The 16377-nt window shown below is 24.3% G+C and carries 23 protein-coding genes; 15 read left to right on the forward strand and 8 right to left on the reverse strand.

Going from position 1 to position 16377, the window contains the following annotated elements; all coding sequences use genetic code 4:
- Window positions 1-2: 2 nt before the first annotated feature.
- Both AACK86_RS07315 and AACK86_RS07320 read right to left on the reverse strand, forming a co-directional pair.
- Window positions 3-395 carry a transposase gene (locus tag AACK86_RS07315; protein WP_422398347.1) on the reverse strand — a complete coding sequence of 131 codons (393 nt, stop codon included), beginning with the start codon at window positions 393-395 and terminating at the stop codon, window positions 3-5.
- Entirely contained in the window at window positions 380-832 is a 453-nt protein-coding gene (locus tag AACK86_RS07320; RefSeq protein WP_338982632.1) for a transposase family protein, read from the reverse strand. Before AACK86_RS07320 ends, AACK86_RS07315 begins: the two co-directional genes overlap by 16 nt.
- Window positions 833-941: 109 nt before the next feature.
- Here AACK86_RS07320 and AACK86_RS02845 point away from each other — a divergent pair, with 109 nt between their 5' ends.
- The 7 genes from AACK86_RS02845 (at window position 942) to AACK86_RS02875 (ending at window position 5077) form a co-directional block, all read left to right on the forward strand.
- Window positions 942-1292 carry a transposase family protein gene (locus AACK86_RS02845; protein WP_338982670.1) on the forward strand — a complete coding sequence of 117 codons (351 nt, stop codon included), beginning with the start codon at window positions 942-944 and terminating at the stop codon, window positions 1290-1292.
- A 155-nt stretch (window positions 1293-1447) separates the two neighbouring features.
- Entirely contained in the window at window positions 1448-1738 is a 291-nt protein-coding gene (locus AACK86_RS02850) for a hypothetical protein (protein ID WP_338982522.1), read from the forward strand.
- Entirely contained in the window at window positions 1738-2367 is a 630-nt protein-coding gene (locus AACK86_RS02855) for a chromate transporter (protein ID WP_338982524.1), read from the forward strand. Before AACK86_RS02850 ends, AACK86_RS02855 begins: the two co-directional genes overlap by 1 nt.
- 161 nt (window positions 2368-2528) lie before the next feature.
- Window positions 2529-2678 (forward strand): 50S ribosomal protein L33, encoded by a 150-nt coding sequence (gene rpmG, locus AACK86_RS02860; RefSeq protein WP_215826806.1) that lies wholly within the window; start codon window positions 2529-2531, stop codon window positions 2676-2678.
- Window positions 2679-2729: 51 nt separating this feature from the next.
- Entirely contained in the window at window positions 2730-3788 is a 1059-nt protein-coding gene (locus AACK86_RS02865; protein WP_338982526.1) for a Xaa-Pro peptidase family protein, read from the forward strand.
- Window positions 3789-3833: 45 nt separating this feature from the next.
- On the forward strand, window positions 3834-4790 hold the full coding sequence (locus AACK86_RS02870; protein WP_422398348.1) for an L-lactate dehydrogenase: 957 nt from the start codon (window positions 3834-3836) through the stop codon (window positions 4788-4790).
- Between the two features lie 32 nt (window positions 4791-4822).
- On the forward strand, window positions 4823-5077 hold the full coding sequence (locus tag AACK86_RS02875; RefSeq protein WP_338982530.1) for a hypothetical protein: 255 nt from the start codon (window positions 4823-4825) through the stop codon (window positions 5075-5077).
- Between the two features lie 368 nt (window positions 5078-5445).
- Here the strand turns inward: AACK86_RS02875 and AACK86_RS07325 are convergent, their stop codons facing one another.
- From AACK86_RS07325 to AACK86_RS02895, 6 genes are all read right to left on the reverse strand, one after another.
- Entirely contained in the window at window positions 5446-5904 is a 459-nt protein-coding gene (locus AACK86_RS07325) for a transposase family protein (RefSeq protein ID WP_422398294.1), read from the reverse strand.
- On the reverse strand, window positions 5846-6265 hold the full coding sequence (locus AACK86_RS07330) for a transposase family protein (RefSeq protein ID WP_422398295.1): 420 nt from the start codon (window positions 6263-6265) through the stop codon (window positions 5846-5848). Before AACK86_RS07330 ends, AACK86_RS07325 begins: the two co-directional genes overlap by 59 nt.
- Before the next feature lie 134 nt (window positions 6266-6399).
- The gene (locus AACK86_RS07335) at window positions 6400-6792 is read right to left on the reverse strand and encodes a transposase family protein (RefSeq protein ID WP_422398306.1); all 393 of its coding nucleotides are present in this window, start codon (window positions 6790-6792) and stop codon (window positions 6400-6402) included.
- The gene (locus AACK86_RS07340; protein ID WP_338982632.1) at window positions 6777-7229 is read right to left on the reverse strand and encodes a transposase family protein; all 453 of its coding nucleotides are present in this window, start codon (window positions 7227-7229) and stop codon (window positions 6777-6779) included. Before AACK86_RS07340 ends, AACK86_RS07335 begins: the two co-directional genes overlap by 16 nt.
- 19 nt (window positions 7230-7248) lie before the next feature.
- Window positions 7249-7752 (reverse strand): UPF0236 family transposase-like protein, encoded by a 504-nt coding sequence (locus AACK86_RS02890; RefSeq protein ID WP_338982533.1) that lies wholly within the window; start codon window positions 7750-7752, stop codon window positions 7249-7251.
- Between the two features lie 268 nt (window positions 7753-8020).
- Window positions 8021-8368, reverse strand: a complete 348-nt coding sequence (locus tag AACK86_RS02895) for a hypothetical protein (RefSeq protein WP_338982535.1) — start codon at window positions 8366-8368, stop codon at window positions 8021-8023.
- A gap of 738 nt (window positions 8369-9106) precedes the next feature.
- Between AACK86_RS02895 and AACK86_RS02900 the strand changes: the two genes are divergently transcribed.
- The 8 genes from AACK86_RS02900 (at window position 9107) to AACK86_RS02935 (ending at window position 16353) form a co-directional block, all read left to right on the forward strand.
- Window positions 9107-10387: a DEAD/DEAH box helicase gene (locus tag AACK86_RS02900; protein WP_338982537.1), complete on the forward strand. Its 1281-nt coding sequence runs from the start codon at window positions 9107-9109 to the stop codon at window positions 10385-10387.
- A gap of 93 nt (window positions 10388-10480) precedes the next feature.
- Window positions 10481-11359 carry a deoxyribonuclease IV gene (locus tag AACK86_RS02905; RefSeq protein ID WP_338982539.1) on the forward strand — a complete coding sequence of 293 codons (879 nt, stop codon included), beginning with the start codon at window positions 10481-10483 and terminating at the stop codon, window positions 11357-11359.
- Between the two features lie 323 nt (window positions 11360-11682).
- The gene (locus tag AACK86_RS02910; protein ID WP_338982541.1) at window positions 11683-12438 is read left to right on the forward strand and encodes a GTPase; all 756 of its coding nucleotides are present in this window, start codon (window positions 11683-11685) and stop codon (window positions 12436-12438) included.
- Window positions 12439-12453: 15 nt separating this feature from the next.
- Window positions 12454-13542: a nicotinate-nucleotide adenylyltransferase gene (locus AACK86_RS02915; RefSeq protein WP_338982543.1), complete on the forward strand. Its 1089-nt coding sequence runs from the start codon at window positions 12454-12456 to the stop codon at window positions 13540-13542.
- Between the two features lie 43 nt (window positions 13543-13585).
- On the forward strand, window positions 13586-14368 hold the full coding sequence (locus tag AACK86_RS02920) for a hypothetical protein (protein WP_338982545.1): 783 nt from the start codon (window positions 13586-13588) through the stop codon (window positions 14366-14368).
- A gap of 23 nt (window positions 14369-14391) precedes the next feature.
- Window positions 14392-15081, forward strand: a complete 690-nt coding sequence (gene mtnN / locus AACK86_RS02925; protein WP_338982547.1) for a 5'-methylthioadenosine/S-adenosylhomocysteine nucleosidase — start codon at window positions 14392-14394, stop codon at window positions 15079-15081.
- Window positions 15074-15874: a hypothetical protein gene (locus tag AACK86_RS02930; RefSeq protein WP_338982550.1), complete on the forward strand. Its 801-nt coding sequence runs from the start codon at window positions 15074-15076 to the stop codon at window positions 15872-15874. Before mtnN ends, AACK86_RS02930 begins: the two co-directional genes overlap by 8 nt.
- A 2-nt stretch (window positions 15875-15876) precedes the next feature.
- Window positions 15877-16353, forward strand: a complete 477-nt coding sequence (locus AACK86_RS02935) for a dual specificity protein phosphatase (protein ID WP_338982552.1) — start codon at window positions 15877-15879, stop codon at window positions 16351-16353.
- The last annotated feature ends 24 nt before the right edge of the window (window positions 16354-16377 follow it).

The raw sequence follows: 16377 nt of genomic DNA on the forward strand, positions 1-16377 counted from the left end.
TGTTAAATTAATAATTGCAAATTATAAATTGAGGCAATTAAATTAAATCTTAAACCAAATCTTTTTCTACGATTACGATATCTTTCTGTCATAATTTTAAATTTTTTAAGAATAGCAAAAATATTTTCAATAATAATTCTCATTTTTGAAACTAGTCTATTATGTTGTTTTTGTGCTTTATTTAAATGGTTTTTCTTTGTTTTCTTTGTAGGTATTAGAACATTATTGTGAATTTTTTGTATTCCTTGATAACCACTATCAACTATTAATTTGGTATTTTTTAAAATTGGGATTTTTGATTCTTTAAATAAAGCATAATCATGTTTTTTCCCAAGTGAAAAACTTGTTGCAATAATTTTTCTGGTTTCTTGTTCGATAATTACTTGTGTTTTAATGGTGTGTTTTTTCTTTTTACCAGAATAAGATTGTTTTTGTCTTTTTTTGGGCGTTGGATTGGAGTTTCGGTAGCATCAATAATAATAGTTTTATCATTAAAATAATCATTTATTAGTGCTTTTTTACCAGCAAGTTGTTGAAAATCAGAGTTTTTAATTAAAATATCTTCAATTCACTTGATATTGCGATAACAATTAGCTTCACTAATTCCGAAATTTTTACCAAGATGAAAATAAGTCTGATATTCTCGTCAATATGATAAAGTCATCAATAATCTATTTTCTAGTGATAATTTATTAGTTTTACCACCTTTTTTAAATTTTTCTATTTCAGCTACTTGTAAAATATCTAACATTTTATTAAAAGTGGATTTTTTTATTCCTGTTAATCTTAACCACTCTTTATCATTAAGAGTATTAAATTTATTATTGTTCATATTTTGATATCCTCATAAATTATATTTTATAAGAATATTTTAATAAAAAAGGTATCGCAAGAAGTCTATTAAAACACAAGTAATTATCGAACAAGAAACCAGAAAAATTATTGCAACAAGTTTTTCACTTGGGAAAAAACATGATTATGCTTTATTTAAAGAATCAAAAATCCCAATTTTAAAAAATACCAAATTAATAGTTGATAGTGGTTATCAAGGAATACAAAAAATTCACAATAATGTTCTAATACCTACAAAGAAAACAAAGAAAAACCATTTAAATAAAGCACAAAAACAACATAATAGACTAGTTTCAAAAATGAGAATTATTATTGAAAATATTTTTGCTATTCTTAAAAAATTTAAAATTATGACAGAAAAATATCGTAATCGTAGAAAAAGATTTGGTTTAAGATTTAATTTAATTGCCTCAATTTATAATTTGCAATTATTAATTTAACATAAAAGATTTATTTAAAATTAAAGAATTTAAATAATAAATTCATTTTTTGTTGTGGCAAAATATTAATTTTTTAGATAAAAGACATAATTAATTAAAATTATATTTTTCTATTACTGTCTTTTTACAAATATTTGTAATTTTTTTAATAGGTTATGCAAGAAGTCTATTATATTAATTTAGCAATCTTACCAGTTATTTTAGCATTGCTAACGAAAATGATTTTTAAAATGTTAAGAAATAGTATGAAGGAATTATCTTTAACTATTAGTATTCCGATTATTTTCTTATGTGTGGGATATCTTGCTTTAACATGACAACTGAATTTGTGGTATTTAAACTTTCCGGCAGTTGTTATTATTATTTCTTGTTTGGTTACTATTCTTTATAATTATCTGCGGTTAAGACAAAAACATAAACCGAAAAAGAAACGAGGCAAAAAATAATGTTAATTTTGCTATTTTTTATTGGCGTTTTAATAATTGGTTTAGTAACTTTTGGTGGTGGGCAAGCTTTTTTTGCTTTATTTAAGTATTATTTTTTAGATATTTTAAATCGTGTTAGTGATATATTACTTATTAGTTCTCCTGAATTGGAAACGATTTTTGCTTTAACTAATGCAACACCTGGACCTTTTGCAACAAAAATTACAGGATTTTTAGCAACAATAATAACTAAACCTAATCATAATATTGGTGTTACTATTATTTTAGTTTTAGTAGCATATATCTTGATGACTGTGCCAGCAGCATTTATTATGATTTGAGCTAATAATAAATCTTGAAAAAATTCCAAAAATAAATTATTTCATAATATTTATAAAATAATGAAACCAGTAACGATTGCAATTTTAATTTGAGTAGTTATTGGTCTAATTAGTAATATTTTTTTAGATAATAATTTTTCATGGATTTATGAAAAGAGTACTAAAACTATTCAAGTAATGCTTTATTTAGTAATCAGTTTTATTATTAGTTTTGTTTGCTTGTATCGTTTTAAAGTTAATTTATTTTTATTAATATCCTTTTTTGGTGGTTTTGGATTTTTATATTTTTATTTTATTGTCCAAAATTAGTTAATAAATAATCATAATTTAAGTTTTAATATTGCAAAAGAGTATTGCCAGTTTAGTGTTGATATTAATTGTTGCAGTTTTTATGTGTTAGTAATTTGTTAGTAACTTGTTAGTAATTTGTTATATAATTTAACATATTGGGTATAAAAGGAGGAATAAGGATGCGTGAAGGTATTACATTACGTTGTGAAATTTGTAAAGAAGAAAATTATATTGATAAGAAAAATAAAAAGTTGCATCCCGAACGAGTAGAATTTAATAAATATTGTTCGCGTTGTAACGCAAAAACAATGCATAAAGAAAAGAAATAATCCTTTTCTTTTTTTTTATATTTAATTTATTAATACGAAAGGATAAATATTATGCAAAATAAAATTGTTAAAAAACTATTAAAAGAACAAAAAGTTGATGGTTTATTAATTGCATCTGATTATAATCGTTTGTGATATACAACATTTTCTTCAACAGCAGGATATTTATTAGTTACTAAAGAAAAGTCGTTTTTAATTTTAGATGGACGATATATTGAAGATGGAAAAGTGCAGGCAAAAAATATTGATGACATTATTTTAATGGAAAATATTTATGAACAATTAAATGAATTAATTAAGAAACATAACATTATAACATTAGGTTTTGAAAGCGAATATACTTCATATGCTTTATTTACAACTTGAAGTGAAAAATTAACGGTTTCATTAAAAGCTGTATTAGTAAACAAAATCCGTATGATTAAAACTAAGGATGAAATTAAAAAATTAAAACAGGCTGCTAAGATCGGTGATAAAACATTTAAAGCAATTATTAAAAAAGTAAAACCTAATATGACCGAGAAGCGATTAGAAAGAATTATTATTGATAATTTCCTTAAATTTGGTGGTGAAAAACCGAGTTTTGATTGCATTGTAGCATCAGGTGTTCGTTCGTCGTTACCCCACGGTAGGGCTACTAATAAAGTAATAAATAATAATGAAATTATCACTTGTGATTTTGGTGTTATTTATCAAGGGTTGTGTTCTGATATGACAAGAACTTTTGTTATTGGTAATAAACTAGATAAAAAATTAGAAGATATTTATCAGATTGTTTTAGAAGCTCAAGATTTAGGAATTAAGGCGATTGCTCCTGGAATATCATCAGGTACAATTGACAAAATATGTCGTGAATATATTACTAAAAAAGGTTATGGTAAATATTTTACTCATAGTACTGGTCATGGTTTAGGCATTGAAGTTCATGAATATCCATATATAACGAATAATTCGGATATTATTTTAGAAGTAGGAATGGTAATTACTGTTGAACCAGGAATTTATATTCCTCAATTAGGTGGTGTTAGAATTGAAGATGATATTTTAGTAACTAAGAAAGGTTATGAAATATTAACTAAGTCTTCAAGAGATTTAATATTTGTAAAATAATTTATGTTAAAAAAGTGATAAAATAAACTTAATAGGAGGTAGGTAATATTGAATAATAGAAGAAAAATAGTTTTAGTTGGTTGTGGAGCAGTAGGCTCATCATTCTTGTATTCTTGCATTAATACTGGTTTAGCATCAGAATATGTTTTAATTGATGCTTTTCAAGATGTTGCCCACGGTAATAGATTAGACTTTGAGGATACTTTAGCATGACAAGAAAGACCTTTTCATAAAATAACAAACGGTTCATATCTTGATTGTAAAGATGCTGACATTATTGTCATTACCGCTGGCCGTCCGCAAAAACCTGATGAAATAAGACTAGATTTAGTAGTTGATAATGCTAAAATAATTAGTAATATTATGAAAGAAATTAAAAATTCTGGATTTGGCGGTATTGTAATTATTGCTTCTAATCCTGTTGATGTATTAACATTTATTGCTCAAAAAGTTAGTGGTTTTGCTACAAATCGTATTTTTGGATCAGGAACAATTCTTGATTCTTCGCGATTAATGTTTGCTTTAGGAGAACATTTTAAAATTTCACCAACATCGGTGACCGCATATATTGCTGGTGAACACGGTGATTCATCCGTTGCATTATATTCCAAAGCAATTGTTGGTGCTGAAAATTTAATGACTTTAAAGAAAAACCAGTTGATTAATGATGAAACATTAAAATCAATTCATAAATTAGTTATTCAAAAAGCTTATGAAATAATTAAATTAAAAAAAGCTACTCATTATGGAATTGGTGTTTGTTTAGCAAAAATTGTTAAAGCAGTTTTAAATGATGAACAAGTGATTTTACCTGTGGGTGCTTATTTAAACGGTGAATATCACCAAAAAGATATTTATACAGGTATTCCCGCAGTCATAGGAAGTAATGGCATTGAAAGAGTAGTACAATTGGATATTAGTGAACAAGAACAAGACCAATTTAATAGCTCTTGTGATGCTTTAAGAAAAGTTATTACTGTGGCTATTGAAGCTATTAATTAGTAAGAAATATATAATTTTAAGGAGTTATAATAATGCCTAAAAATTTGGAAAATGTTGTAGAAATCTTTGATGGTAATATTGATTTAGTTACATCAGCATTAAGCGAAGGAAAAACAATTATTATGGCTGTTAATAAAGGACCATTAGCAAATAAATCAATTGAAACTGGTTATTCAGAATTTTTTGATGCGCAAGTAGATTTTAAAGAAGATAAAGAAAATGCTGGTACTTGTGCTTGTGGTGAACCAGCTGATTGTTTAGTTTATATGTGAAGAGAGAATAAATAGAATTTTTAAAAGCATAAGACTGCAAAAATTGCAAATTGAGATTTATTTTAGGTCGCGTTTAGTTTTCTTAGGTATTTGCTTTGAAGAAGTAAAACAATCAGCTAATTATATTATTTAGTTACTAAACTAACCATACCTTTCTTGTTATTGTCATTTTTATTCATTACCATTTTATCATATTATTGAATTTTTACACAATAGACTTCTTGCATAACCTATTAAAAAAATTACAAATATTTGTAAAAAGACAGTAATAAAAAAAATATAATTTTAATTAATTATGTCTTTTATCTAAAAAATTAATATTTTGCCACAACAAAAAATGAATTTATTATTTAAATTCTTTAATTTTAAATAAATCTTTTATGTTAAATTAATAATTGCAAATTATAAATTGAGGCAATTAAATTAAATCTTAAACCAAATCTTTTTCTACGATTACGATATTTTTCTGTCATAATTTTAAATTTTTTAAGAATAGCAAAAATATTTTCAATAATAATTCTCATTTTTGAAACTAGTCTATTATGTTGTTTTTGTGCTTTATTTAAATGGTTTTTCTTTGTAGGTATTAGAACATTATTGTGAATTTTTTGTATTCCTTGATAACCACTATCAACTATTAATTTGGTATTTTTTAAAATTGGGATTTTTGATTCTTTAAATAAAGCATAATCATGTTTTTTCCCAAGTGAAAAACTTGTTGCAATAATTTTTCTGGTTTCTTGTTCGATAATTACTTGTGTTTTAATGGTGTGTTTTTTCTTTTTACCAGAATAAGATTTTTTTGTCTTTTTTTGGGCGTTGGATTGGAGTTTCGGTAGCATCAATAATAATAGTTTTATCATTAAAATAATCATTTATTAGTGCTTTTTTACCAGCAAGTTGTTGAAAATCAGAGTTTTTAATTAAAATATCTTCAATTCACTTGATATTGCGATAACAATTAGCTTCACTAATTCCGAAATTTTTACCAAGATGAAAATAAGTCTGATATTCTCGTCAATATGATAAAGTCATCAATAATCTATTTTCTAGTGATAATTTATTAGTTTTACCACCTTTTTTAAATTTTTCTATTTCAGCTACTTGTAAAATATCTAACATTTTATTAAAAGTGGATTTTTTTATTCCTGTTAATCTTAACCATTCTTTATCATTAAGAGTATTAAATTTATTATTGTTCATATTTTGATATCCTCATAAATTATATTTTATAAGAATATTTTAATAAAAAAGGTATCGCAAGAAGTCTAATATTTTGCCACAACAAAAAATGAATTTATTATTTAAATTCTTTAATTTTAAATAAATCTTTTATGTTAAATTAATAATTGCAAATTATAAATTGAGGCAATTAAATTAAATCTTAAACCAAATCTTTTTCTACGATTACGATATTTTTCTGTCATAATTTTAAATTTTTTAAGAATAGCAAAAATATTTTCAATAATAATTCTCATTTTTGAAACTAGTCTATTATGTTGTTTTTGTGCTTTATTTAAATGGTTTTTCTTTGTTTTCTTTGTAGGTATTAGAACATTATTGTGAATTTTTTGTATTCCTTGATAACCACTATCAACTATTAATTTGGTATTTTTTAAAATTGGGATTTTTGATTCTTTAAATAAAGCATAATCATGTTTTTTCCCAAGTGAAAAACTTGTTGCAATAATTTTTCTGGTTTCTTGTTCGATAATTACTTGTGTTTTAATGGTGTGTTTTTTCTTTTTACCAGAATAAGATTGTTTTTGTCTTTTTTTGGGCGTTGGATTGGAGTTTCGGTAGCATCAATAATAATAGTTTTATCATTAAAATAATCATTTATTAGTGCTTTTTTACCAGCAAGTTGTTGAAAATCAGAGTTTTTAATTAAAATATCTTCAATTCACTTGATATTGCGATAACAATTAGCTTCACTAATTCCGAAATTTTTACCAAGATGAAAATAAGTCTGATATTCTCGTCAATATGATAAAGTCATCAATAATCTATTTTCTAGTGATAATTTATTAGTTTTACCACCTTTTTTAAATTTTTCTATTTCAGCTACTTGTAAAATATCTAACATTTTATTAAAAGTGGATTTTTTTATTCCTGTTAATCTTAACCATTCTTTATCATTAAGAGTATTAAATTTATTATTGTTCATATTTTGATATCCTCATAAATTATATTTTATAAGAATATTTTAATAAAAAAGGTATCGCAAGAAGTCTAATATCATATTTATTTAAAATACTTGAAATACTAGCTTTTGAAATATAACAATGATTTAGAGTATCTAAAACATCGCGATAGCGTTTACCATCACCCAAAAGACTTAAAACTTTAAATTGAACATCAAAATAAATGCGTTGTTTGGGTAATAGACCAATTTCTTTATCTAACAAACATACATATTCAAATTTACCTGATTTTTGATTTCAATATTTATATCGGCGTCGTTTAAAAACAACTTCACCAAAAATTGTAATAATTGTTCTTGTTGCAAAATGAACTACTTTATAACCTTGTTTTAAGCGATAATGATATTTATATAAGTATTCATCTAATTTTTCATATTCATTAGCTAATTGTTGACATTTATTGGTGTACATATTTTTATGAGTTGCCAATAAACTGAATCAATGCTTGTTTTCTATGGTTTTTACATTATTATTAATTTCTAACATAAAAAATCACCTTTCTTGGTAGAGAAACTTTAACAAAGTTAAATTTTGTTAGTTTATTTTTTTAAAGATAAATGTTTTTCTAGAATTAGTATTCAATATTAGACTTCTTGCATAACCTATTAAAAAAATTACAAATATTTGTAAAAAGACAGTAATAGAAAAATATAATTTTAATTAATTATGTCTTTTATCTAAAAAATTAATATTTTGCCACAACAAAAAATGAATTTATTATTTAAATTCTTTAATTTTAAATAAATCTTTTATGTTAAATTAATAATTGCAAATTATAAATTGAGTTAAAATAGTTATAATTTATATCTTTTTTGTTGTTTTCTTTTTCGGCAATGAAGAAACCCAACAATTCTTGCCCTTTAATTAACTTAGTTTCTTGCTCTTGTTGATTAATTGAAATTACTTGATATTTACTATCTTTTATTATTCCAATGCAAATTGAATTTTCGTATTTTCCTTTATAAACAAATCGCTTTGGAAACCAAATGCCGATTTGTTTATTAAATCATGGAATTTTTGGGGCTTTAATAAGCATTGCGTTTTGCGTTTCTTTTAAGAGATATTTTTTAGTATTTAAGAAAATGTTTTCAATGTTTTTCATAATAAATTACCTTTCTTATAGATAAACTAAGTTATATTAACTAAGTTAGTTAACTTAGTTTTTTAAACACTTATATATCGCAGATTTAAGTGTTTAACAAGCTTTGTTAGTAAATTTTATTTTTTAATTAGATAAAGATTTTAATAATTTTAAACTTAGTATATCCCCTATATAGAAATTTCTACACTTTAACATCCGCATCCTACCCTTGGAACTAATTTAATAGCGTGTATATTTTTAGGAAATCCACCCATTCATTTTTTTATTGCAAAACGAAACAAATTGCTATAGCTAATAGGGTGTTATCTATCAACTGGTAAACTTCTTTTGGTTATGGCGACCACCCACAATTTATCGTGCTTTAATACATACCAACATTATTAATTCACTTGTATTTAATTTTCAAAGAACAAATTTTAACACCTTATAAAATAAAAAGACAATCATTGCTGACTGTCCTTAATACTTATTCAAACCTTTTCCCACCTAACAAAACTTTATGCGCCCTTTAGTTTATTTGAAATAGATATTTAATAAAAACTGTAAAACTTTCAAGTTTTATAGTTTTTTTCTATTTATTAATTTTATTTCAAAAATAACAAATTTAAAAGAATATATTGTGATTTCCTAATGAACGATAGGTAGAGTAAATTCTCTGCGGTTTTATTTTGTGGTATAATTACTTCTGATTTGAAAAAAAATAATAGTTTTTAATAAAACTATTTAGAGGTGGTAGTAATGAGATTTCAAGATATTGGTTTAAGTAATGAAGTGTTAGCAACAATTGATTCATTAAAATTTGTTGCTCCAACAAATATTCAAAAGAAGATGTTGCCTTTAATGGTTAAGGGACAAAATGTTATTGTTAGTGCTAATACAGGAACTGGGAAAACTGTTGGTTATTTATTAGCAGTTTTAAGTAAAATTAATCCAACAATTAACAAGACGCAAGCAATTATAATTGTACCAACAAGAGAGCTAGCGGTGCAAATATATAATGTTAGTCAAAAATTTATTAAAAATAATCCTAATTTGAAAATTGCTAATTTAATTGGTGGTCAAGATTTAGAGCAACAAAAGCAAAAGTTTAATACTAATTATCCGCATTTAGTTATTGGAACACCAACAAGATTAAAGCGAATGATTGATGAACAAGCGTTAGCTTTAACTACTAGTAAGATGGTTGTTTTGGATGAAGTAGATATGGTTTTTGATTTAGATTTTGTTAATGAAGTAGATTTTTTATTATCAAAACTTGCTTCAAATACACAATTTATGGTATTTTCAGCAACTATTAATAATGAATTACAAAATTTTTTAAAGAAATATTTAAAAAATACGACAATTTTTGATTTAAGCGATTATAAAATTCAAACAAATATTGAACATTTTTTAGTTAAAACCCGATATCGTAATCGGATTGAAATTTTGAAAAATCTTTTAACAACAGTTGATCCATTTTTATGTTTAATTTTTGTTAATAAAAAAGAAGATATGAACCAAGTTCTTGATTTGTTACAAGAACAAAATATTAAAGCCGGACAAATTCATAGTAGTTTAAAATCGCGTGAACGCATTAAAATGCTAAAACGAATTAATAATCTTGAATTTAAATTTGTTGTTTGCTCTGATATTGCTTCAAGAGGTATTGATTTAACAGGAGTTTCACATGTTATTTCATTAAATTTACCGTATGATTTAACATATTATTTTCATCGTGCAGGAAGAACAGGTAGAGGAAAATATCATGGATATTCTTATTTATTTTATGATTCGTCAGACGAAGAAGGAATTGCATATTTAACTAAAAAGGGAATTAATTTTACATTATGAAATGAAAAAGTTAAGAAGCCAACAAAGAAGGTTATTAAAAGTATTCCCCAAGCATCAGTAAATGATTTACAAAAAGTTATCTCCAAGTATCATTCTCAACCAATTAAACCAGGTTATAAAAAACAAAGAAAAGAAGAAGTTAAAAAAGTTATTCAAAAATATCGTAAGAAAAGTTTTAAGAAGTAAGGTTATTCGCCTTACTTCTTATTTTATGTAAGATAAGAAAATAATTTATAGTATAATTTCCATATAACTTAAAATATAAAGGTGATTATGTTGATGAAAAATAAATTAATATTAGGTTGTCATGTATCAATGAAAAGTCCTGATTATCTAGTAGGAGCATTAAATGAGGCTATTAGTTATGGAGCTAATGCCATGATGTTTTATACGGGAGCCCCTCAAAATACAAGAAGAAAACCCTTAGACCAGTTAAAAATTGATGAATTTAAACGAGGATTAGAAAACCATAATTTAGATATTAATAATGTTATTATTCATGCACCCTATATTATTAATTTAGGTAATAGTATTAATCCTAATACTTATATGCTAGCTAAGGAGTTTTTAAAAACAGAAATCAATCGTTCTTTAGCAATTGGTGCTAAATATATCGTATTGCATCCTGGAAGTAGTGTTGGTGCTGATGCTAGTATTGGTTTACAATATATTATTGATGGGTTAAATGAAGTGTTGGAACCTAATCAAAATATTAAAATTGCTTTAGAAACAATGTCAGGTAAAGGTAGTGAATTAGGAATTAATTTTTTGCAATTACAAACAATTATTCGGGGTGTTAAATATTCACATTTAGTTGGTGTTTGTTGGGATACTTGTCATTTGAATGATGCAGGTTATGATTTAGTTAATAATTTAGAACAAGTTATTGAAGAATTTGATAAGATAATTGGTTTGGATAAATTATTTGTTATTCATCTTAATGATTCTAAAAATATTAAAGGTTCCCTTAAAGACCGCCACGAGAATATTGGTTATGGTAATTTAGGCTTTGATAGTTTGTGTAGTATTCTTTATCATCCTAAATTTGTTAATATAATTAAAATTTTAGAAACTCCTTGAAATAATTCTGAACCACCATATAAGGAAGAAATTATGATGCTTAAAAATAAACAATTTAATAATTTTTTAAATCGTTAAAATGTTCGCGATGGCATGTTATGGGTGTGGTTCAGAATTACAATCTAATAATAATTTACAAGCTGGTTACATTTAAAAAATTCAAAATAATTCTCATTTTTATTGTTGGCGATGTTTTCGGATTAAACATTATAATGAACTAGTAAATGTTAATAATGTTAATTATAATTATGATGATTTATTTATGAGGATTAAAAATAATGATGGGGTAGTTTTTTTATGTTATTAATATAATCGACTTTTTTGGAATTTTAATTTGGCAGTATCATTATCAATTAAAGAATTTAAGATTTTATCTAATAATTAATAAAATTGATACCATAATGCAATATATTGCTTTTAATAAACTTAAAGATTGAGTTAGAAAACAAATAACATTAATTGGACTAGAACCAATTGTTATTATTCTTATTAGTAGTACAAAAAATTATTTTATTGATGAATTTGTTGAACTTTTAACAAAACAACAAACTGATATTTATTGAATTGGAAAAACTAATGTTGGTAAAAGTTCATTAATTAATAAGGTATTATCATTACAACAACAGTTTCCTCGTAAATTATCATTAATAAGTTATTTTCCTAATACAACAATGAATCTAATTGCTATTGCTTATCGTGACTACTTATATTTTTATGATACTCCAGGATTTGCTAATAGCAATGAATTAAATTATTATTTAAATAATAATGCTTATCGTAATTTAAATTTTGAATCAAAAATTAAAAGTAAAACTTATCAATTAGAATATGGAAAAACAATAACTATTGTGGGATTATTTCAATTTTCGTTTATTGAAGGGTTAGCAACATCATTTCATTTTTATGGTTCTAATAAATTAGTTTTACATCGTAGTAAGATTGAAAATTGTTCGCGAATTTGAAAGCAACAAATTTTACTTTTAAAACCAAATATTAAGATGGTTGAACATCAAATTAAAATTTCTAAAAATAATGAAGAAAAAATTGGCATTCAAATTTATGGTTATGGATGAATTTCATTTAAAGCTCGAAAGCAACAATTGAGGTTGCTATTACCAGAAAATTGTGATTATCAAATTATTAAACCAATACTATAATCAGAAAGGAATAAGATGAAAATTATTATTTTTGGTGGGAGTTTTGATCCTATTCATAACCAACATAAAGAAATTATGCTTCAAGCTTATAAACAATTAAAAGCTGATATGCTTTTAATTGTTCCCGCATATTGTTCACCTTTAAAAAAACGACAATTAACTAATTCTCTTCATCGGATTAAAATGATTAATCTTGTCATTAGTAAATATCCTTGAATGAAGTTAGAAACTTGTGAGATAGATCGTCAAGGCATTTCGTATACGATTGATACGGTAATATCTTTACAAGAAAAATATGGTTTTAATCATCAATATTATATTATTATTGGTTCTGATCAAGCTAATAATTTGCATCGCTGACATAATATTGCAATTTTAAAAACTAAAGTTATTTTTGTTATTGCTCAAAGAGCAGAATATCTTTTAAATGAAAAAATATTGCAATCATATAATAAAGTTATTTTACAACCACTTTTTGCTAATATTAGTTCAACTAAAATTCGCCAAGGAATGATAACAACAATTGATTCTAAAGTTTTAGCATATATTAATGATAATTTACTTTATATTGCTGATCGTTTGTTATTACATATGGATAAAACTCGTTACCTTCATTGTTTAAATGTAGGAACAATGGCAAAACAATTAGCGAATCATTATCAAGTTAATTGTTTAAAAGCTGAAATAGCAGGAGTTTATCACGATATAACTAAACAATGAGAAGATGCTAAACATCAGCAATATTTACAACAGTATTTACCACAATTTTTAAGTGATCCCGTACCAACTTGACATTCAAAAACAGGAGCATTATATTTAGAACATCATTTAGGTTTTAATGATAAAGAAATTTTATTAGCAATTAGTAATCATTCTACTGCTGCTGTTACAATGAGTAATTTAGATAAAATTATTTTTATTGCTGATAAAATTTCTTTTGAAAGAAATTATCCTCATATTGATAATTTACGAAAATTAGCCTTTACGAATCTTGATGAAGCTTTTAAAAAAATTTTTTATTATCATTATTTAGAAGTAGTTAATAAAAATGGGATTGATAATATTGGTCAAGAAATTGAAAAAGTTTATAAAAAATTTTTTTAAATTATGATAGCTAATTATATAATTAATTGTAAGGAGAATAAAAATGAAAAAAATTAGTCGTAGTTTTTCAGTTAAAGGTTTTTATACATTGATTTTTGCTATTGTTGGTACAATTGTTTTAATTTGAGATTTTATTGATTATTTATTTTTCCACTCTTATTTAGCAAAATATGATTTATTATATACTGATAAAGGAACAATTTTTATTTCCTTTTTTACACAACAAACTAATATTATTGTTATTATTTATTTTTATTTTGTAGCATATTTTCATTTTACTTATCAAAAACTAGATATCCATTCCTTTTTGATTCGTTTATTTGTTACGCTATATATTACTGTTACTTCAATAGTTTTTACGGTTGGTTTATTACCAGGAATTGTTAATAAAACTATATATGACCTTAAAGGTTGAATTTTTACAATATTTTTACATTTTATTATTCCCATAGGAATGCTTATTTATTTTTTTTGAATGTCAGGTAAATTTCATTATGATTTACGAAGATTTAATCGTCAATCTTTATATAAAGTTTATATTTATCCATTTTTTTATTTTTTGTTTATAATGGTCCGCGGTGAACTTCGCCATCAAAATTCATTTATTGATAGTCTTTATGAGAAATTTCCCTTAGAAAGTTTTGATTTAGAATATCCTTATTGATTTTTAAACTATCATCATTATACTTATGGTATTGCAACAATTACAGTAACATTTTTATTTATATTTATATTAATTACTGGGTTAACTTATTTATTCATTTCATTAAATAATGTTATTTTTGAAAAACGACAATATCGTCATTCTAAAATGGTACGCAGATAATGATAATTGGGGTTATAGCGGCAATGAGCCAAGAGTTAACAATTTTAAATAAGGAATTAAGTAAAATTGCTAAAAAAACAGATATTAGTGAGAATTTAGTTGTATGAAATTATCTTGACCACCAAATTATTATTACTGAAAGTGGTATTGGAAAAGTTAATAGTGCTATTAATAGTTATCATTTGTTACAAAATTATAATTTAGATTTATTAATTAATATTGGTAGTGTAGGTGCTATTAGTGAAGAAATAAAAATTAGTTCATTATTTTTGGTTCAACAAGTATTTTATTATGATGTTGATTTAACAGCATTTGATTATAAATATGGACAATTACCAAAATTGCCACAAGCATATAATTGTATTTATGAACCTTGAAAAAAATTTAGTAAAAATAATAATATTATGATAACTAATCTTGCTACAGGTGATAGTTTTATTAATAGTGTATCACAAGCACAAATAATTCAAGAAAATGTTGGTAAGAAAGTAACAATTGTTGATATGGAATGTGCAGCTATTTGTCAAGTAGCATATTTACAACAATGTCCCATCTTAGTTTTAAAAGCAGTTTCGGATAATGTTTATCATCAATTAAAAAATATTAATCAGTTTAATAAGAGTTTAGACAATATTAGTCGGAAGTTGGCAAAAATAACATTGAAATTAGTTGCTGAAATTATTAGTAAAGGGAGAATTGAAGATAATGGTTAAACATTATATTTTGGGTTTATTAACTTGAAGAACAATATATAAAGTTATTGCTATTAGTTTATGTACTGTTGTTTTGGTAATTGGTTATTTGATAGCTTTATTTGATTATCAAGGAACAGCTTTTGATGAAACCCCTGCTAATGGTCGGAGTGGTAATTATTTAAGTTTTTTTGTGGTGCAAGTAAATATTTTAATTTTAGCATATTTTGTTAATGCGTTAGTTTTTTATCGCAATGAAGGATTAACAAGATGGACTAAACCAACAGCTAAAATTGCTTTTTCTGTTTATGCATCATTTACTTTATTAGTTTATTGAATAATTATTTTTCCATGAATATTAATATCTACACCGTATACTATTAAAGGTTGACATTGGATTATTATTGCGTTTCAAAATGGTATTATTCCTTTACTGTTAATTATTTACATTGTGATTATTAGTTATGAAGATATAATCTATTCAAGAAATTTTTTTCGTTGAAAGCTATTAATTATTATTTTATATCCCTTAATTTATTTAATGTGTATTTTAGTGCGGGGGGCATTACGCTTATTAGATTATAATAAACACCCAGATTTATTTACTACTAATGGTAAGATTGATTGGATTAAAATTTATAATTATCCATTTCTTTCATATAATCAAGAAGTTTCTTTTATTAATTTTGATGGTATATTTACTTTTATTTTCTTTATGATTATTTTTACTATTTTATTATTATTTTTAGTATGATTTTATGTGTATATTTTTAATTATCGTTATGATATGAAACATAAAAGAAAAAGGAGATAAAAATGAAAAATTATCGTAAAATTATTAATTATTTATATTTAGGAGATTATCAATCAAAACCAGCATTTTGTGAATTTATCGTCAGTGCTGCGAGTGATTTTTTTGCTCAAAAAATCCCTAATCTTGATGACCAATCAGAACAAGTTTATTTAAGCGATGATAAAAAAGAATTATATTTAAATTTGTTAGATTATCCAGAAATTGGTACCTTAGACAAAAAAGTTTTAAAAGCAGGTTTAAATTTTATTGATGAACATCTTAAAGAGGAAGAAAATGTTTTCGTTCATTGTGTTTGAGGAGTTAATCGTAGTGCTTCATTAGTCTTTATTTATTTAGTTATTAATAACCATTTATCACAAGATAACTTTCATAGTGCTTGAAAACAATTTAAAAAAAATTATTCTCGTGCTAATCCGAACCCAGCTTATTGACATTATTTGAATCATGAGTTTCCTTATAATGATTTAAAAAATAAGTAAAATCTTTTTTAGTAATTAAGGAGA

The sequence above is a fragment of the Spiroplasma endosymbiont of Eupeodes luniger genome, assembly GCF_964019525.1.
In the GTDB taxonomy this organism is placed as follows: Bacteria; Bacillota_I; Bacilli_A; order Mycoplasmatales; family Nriv7; genus Nriv7.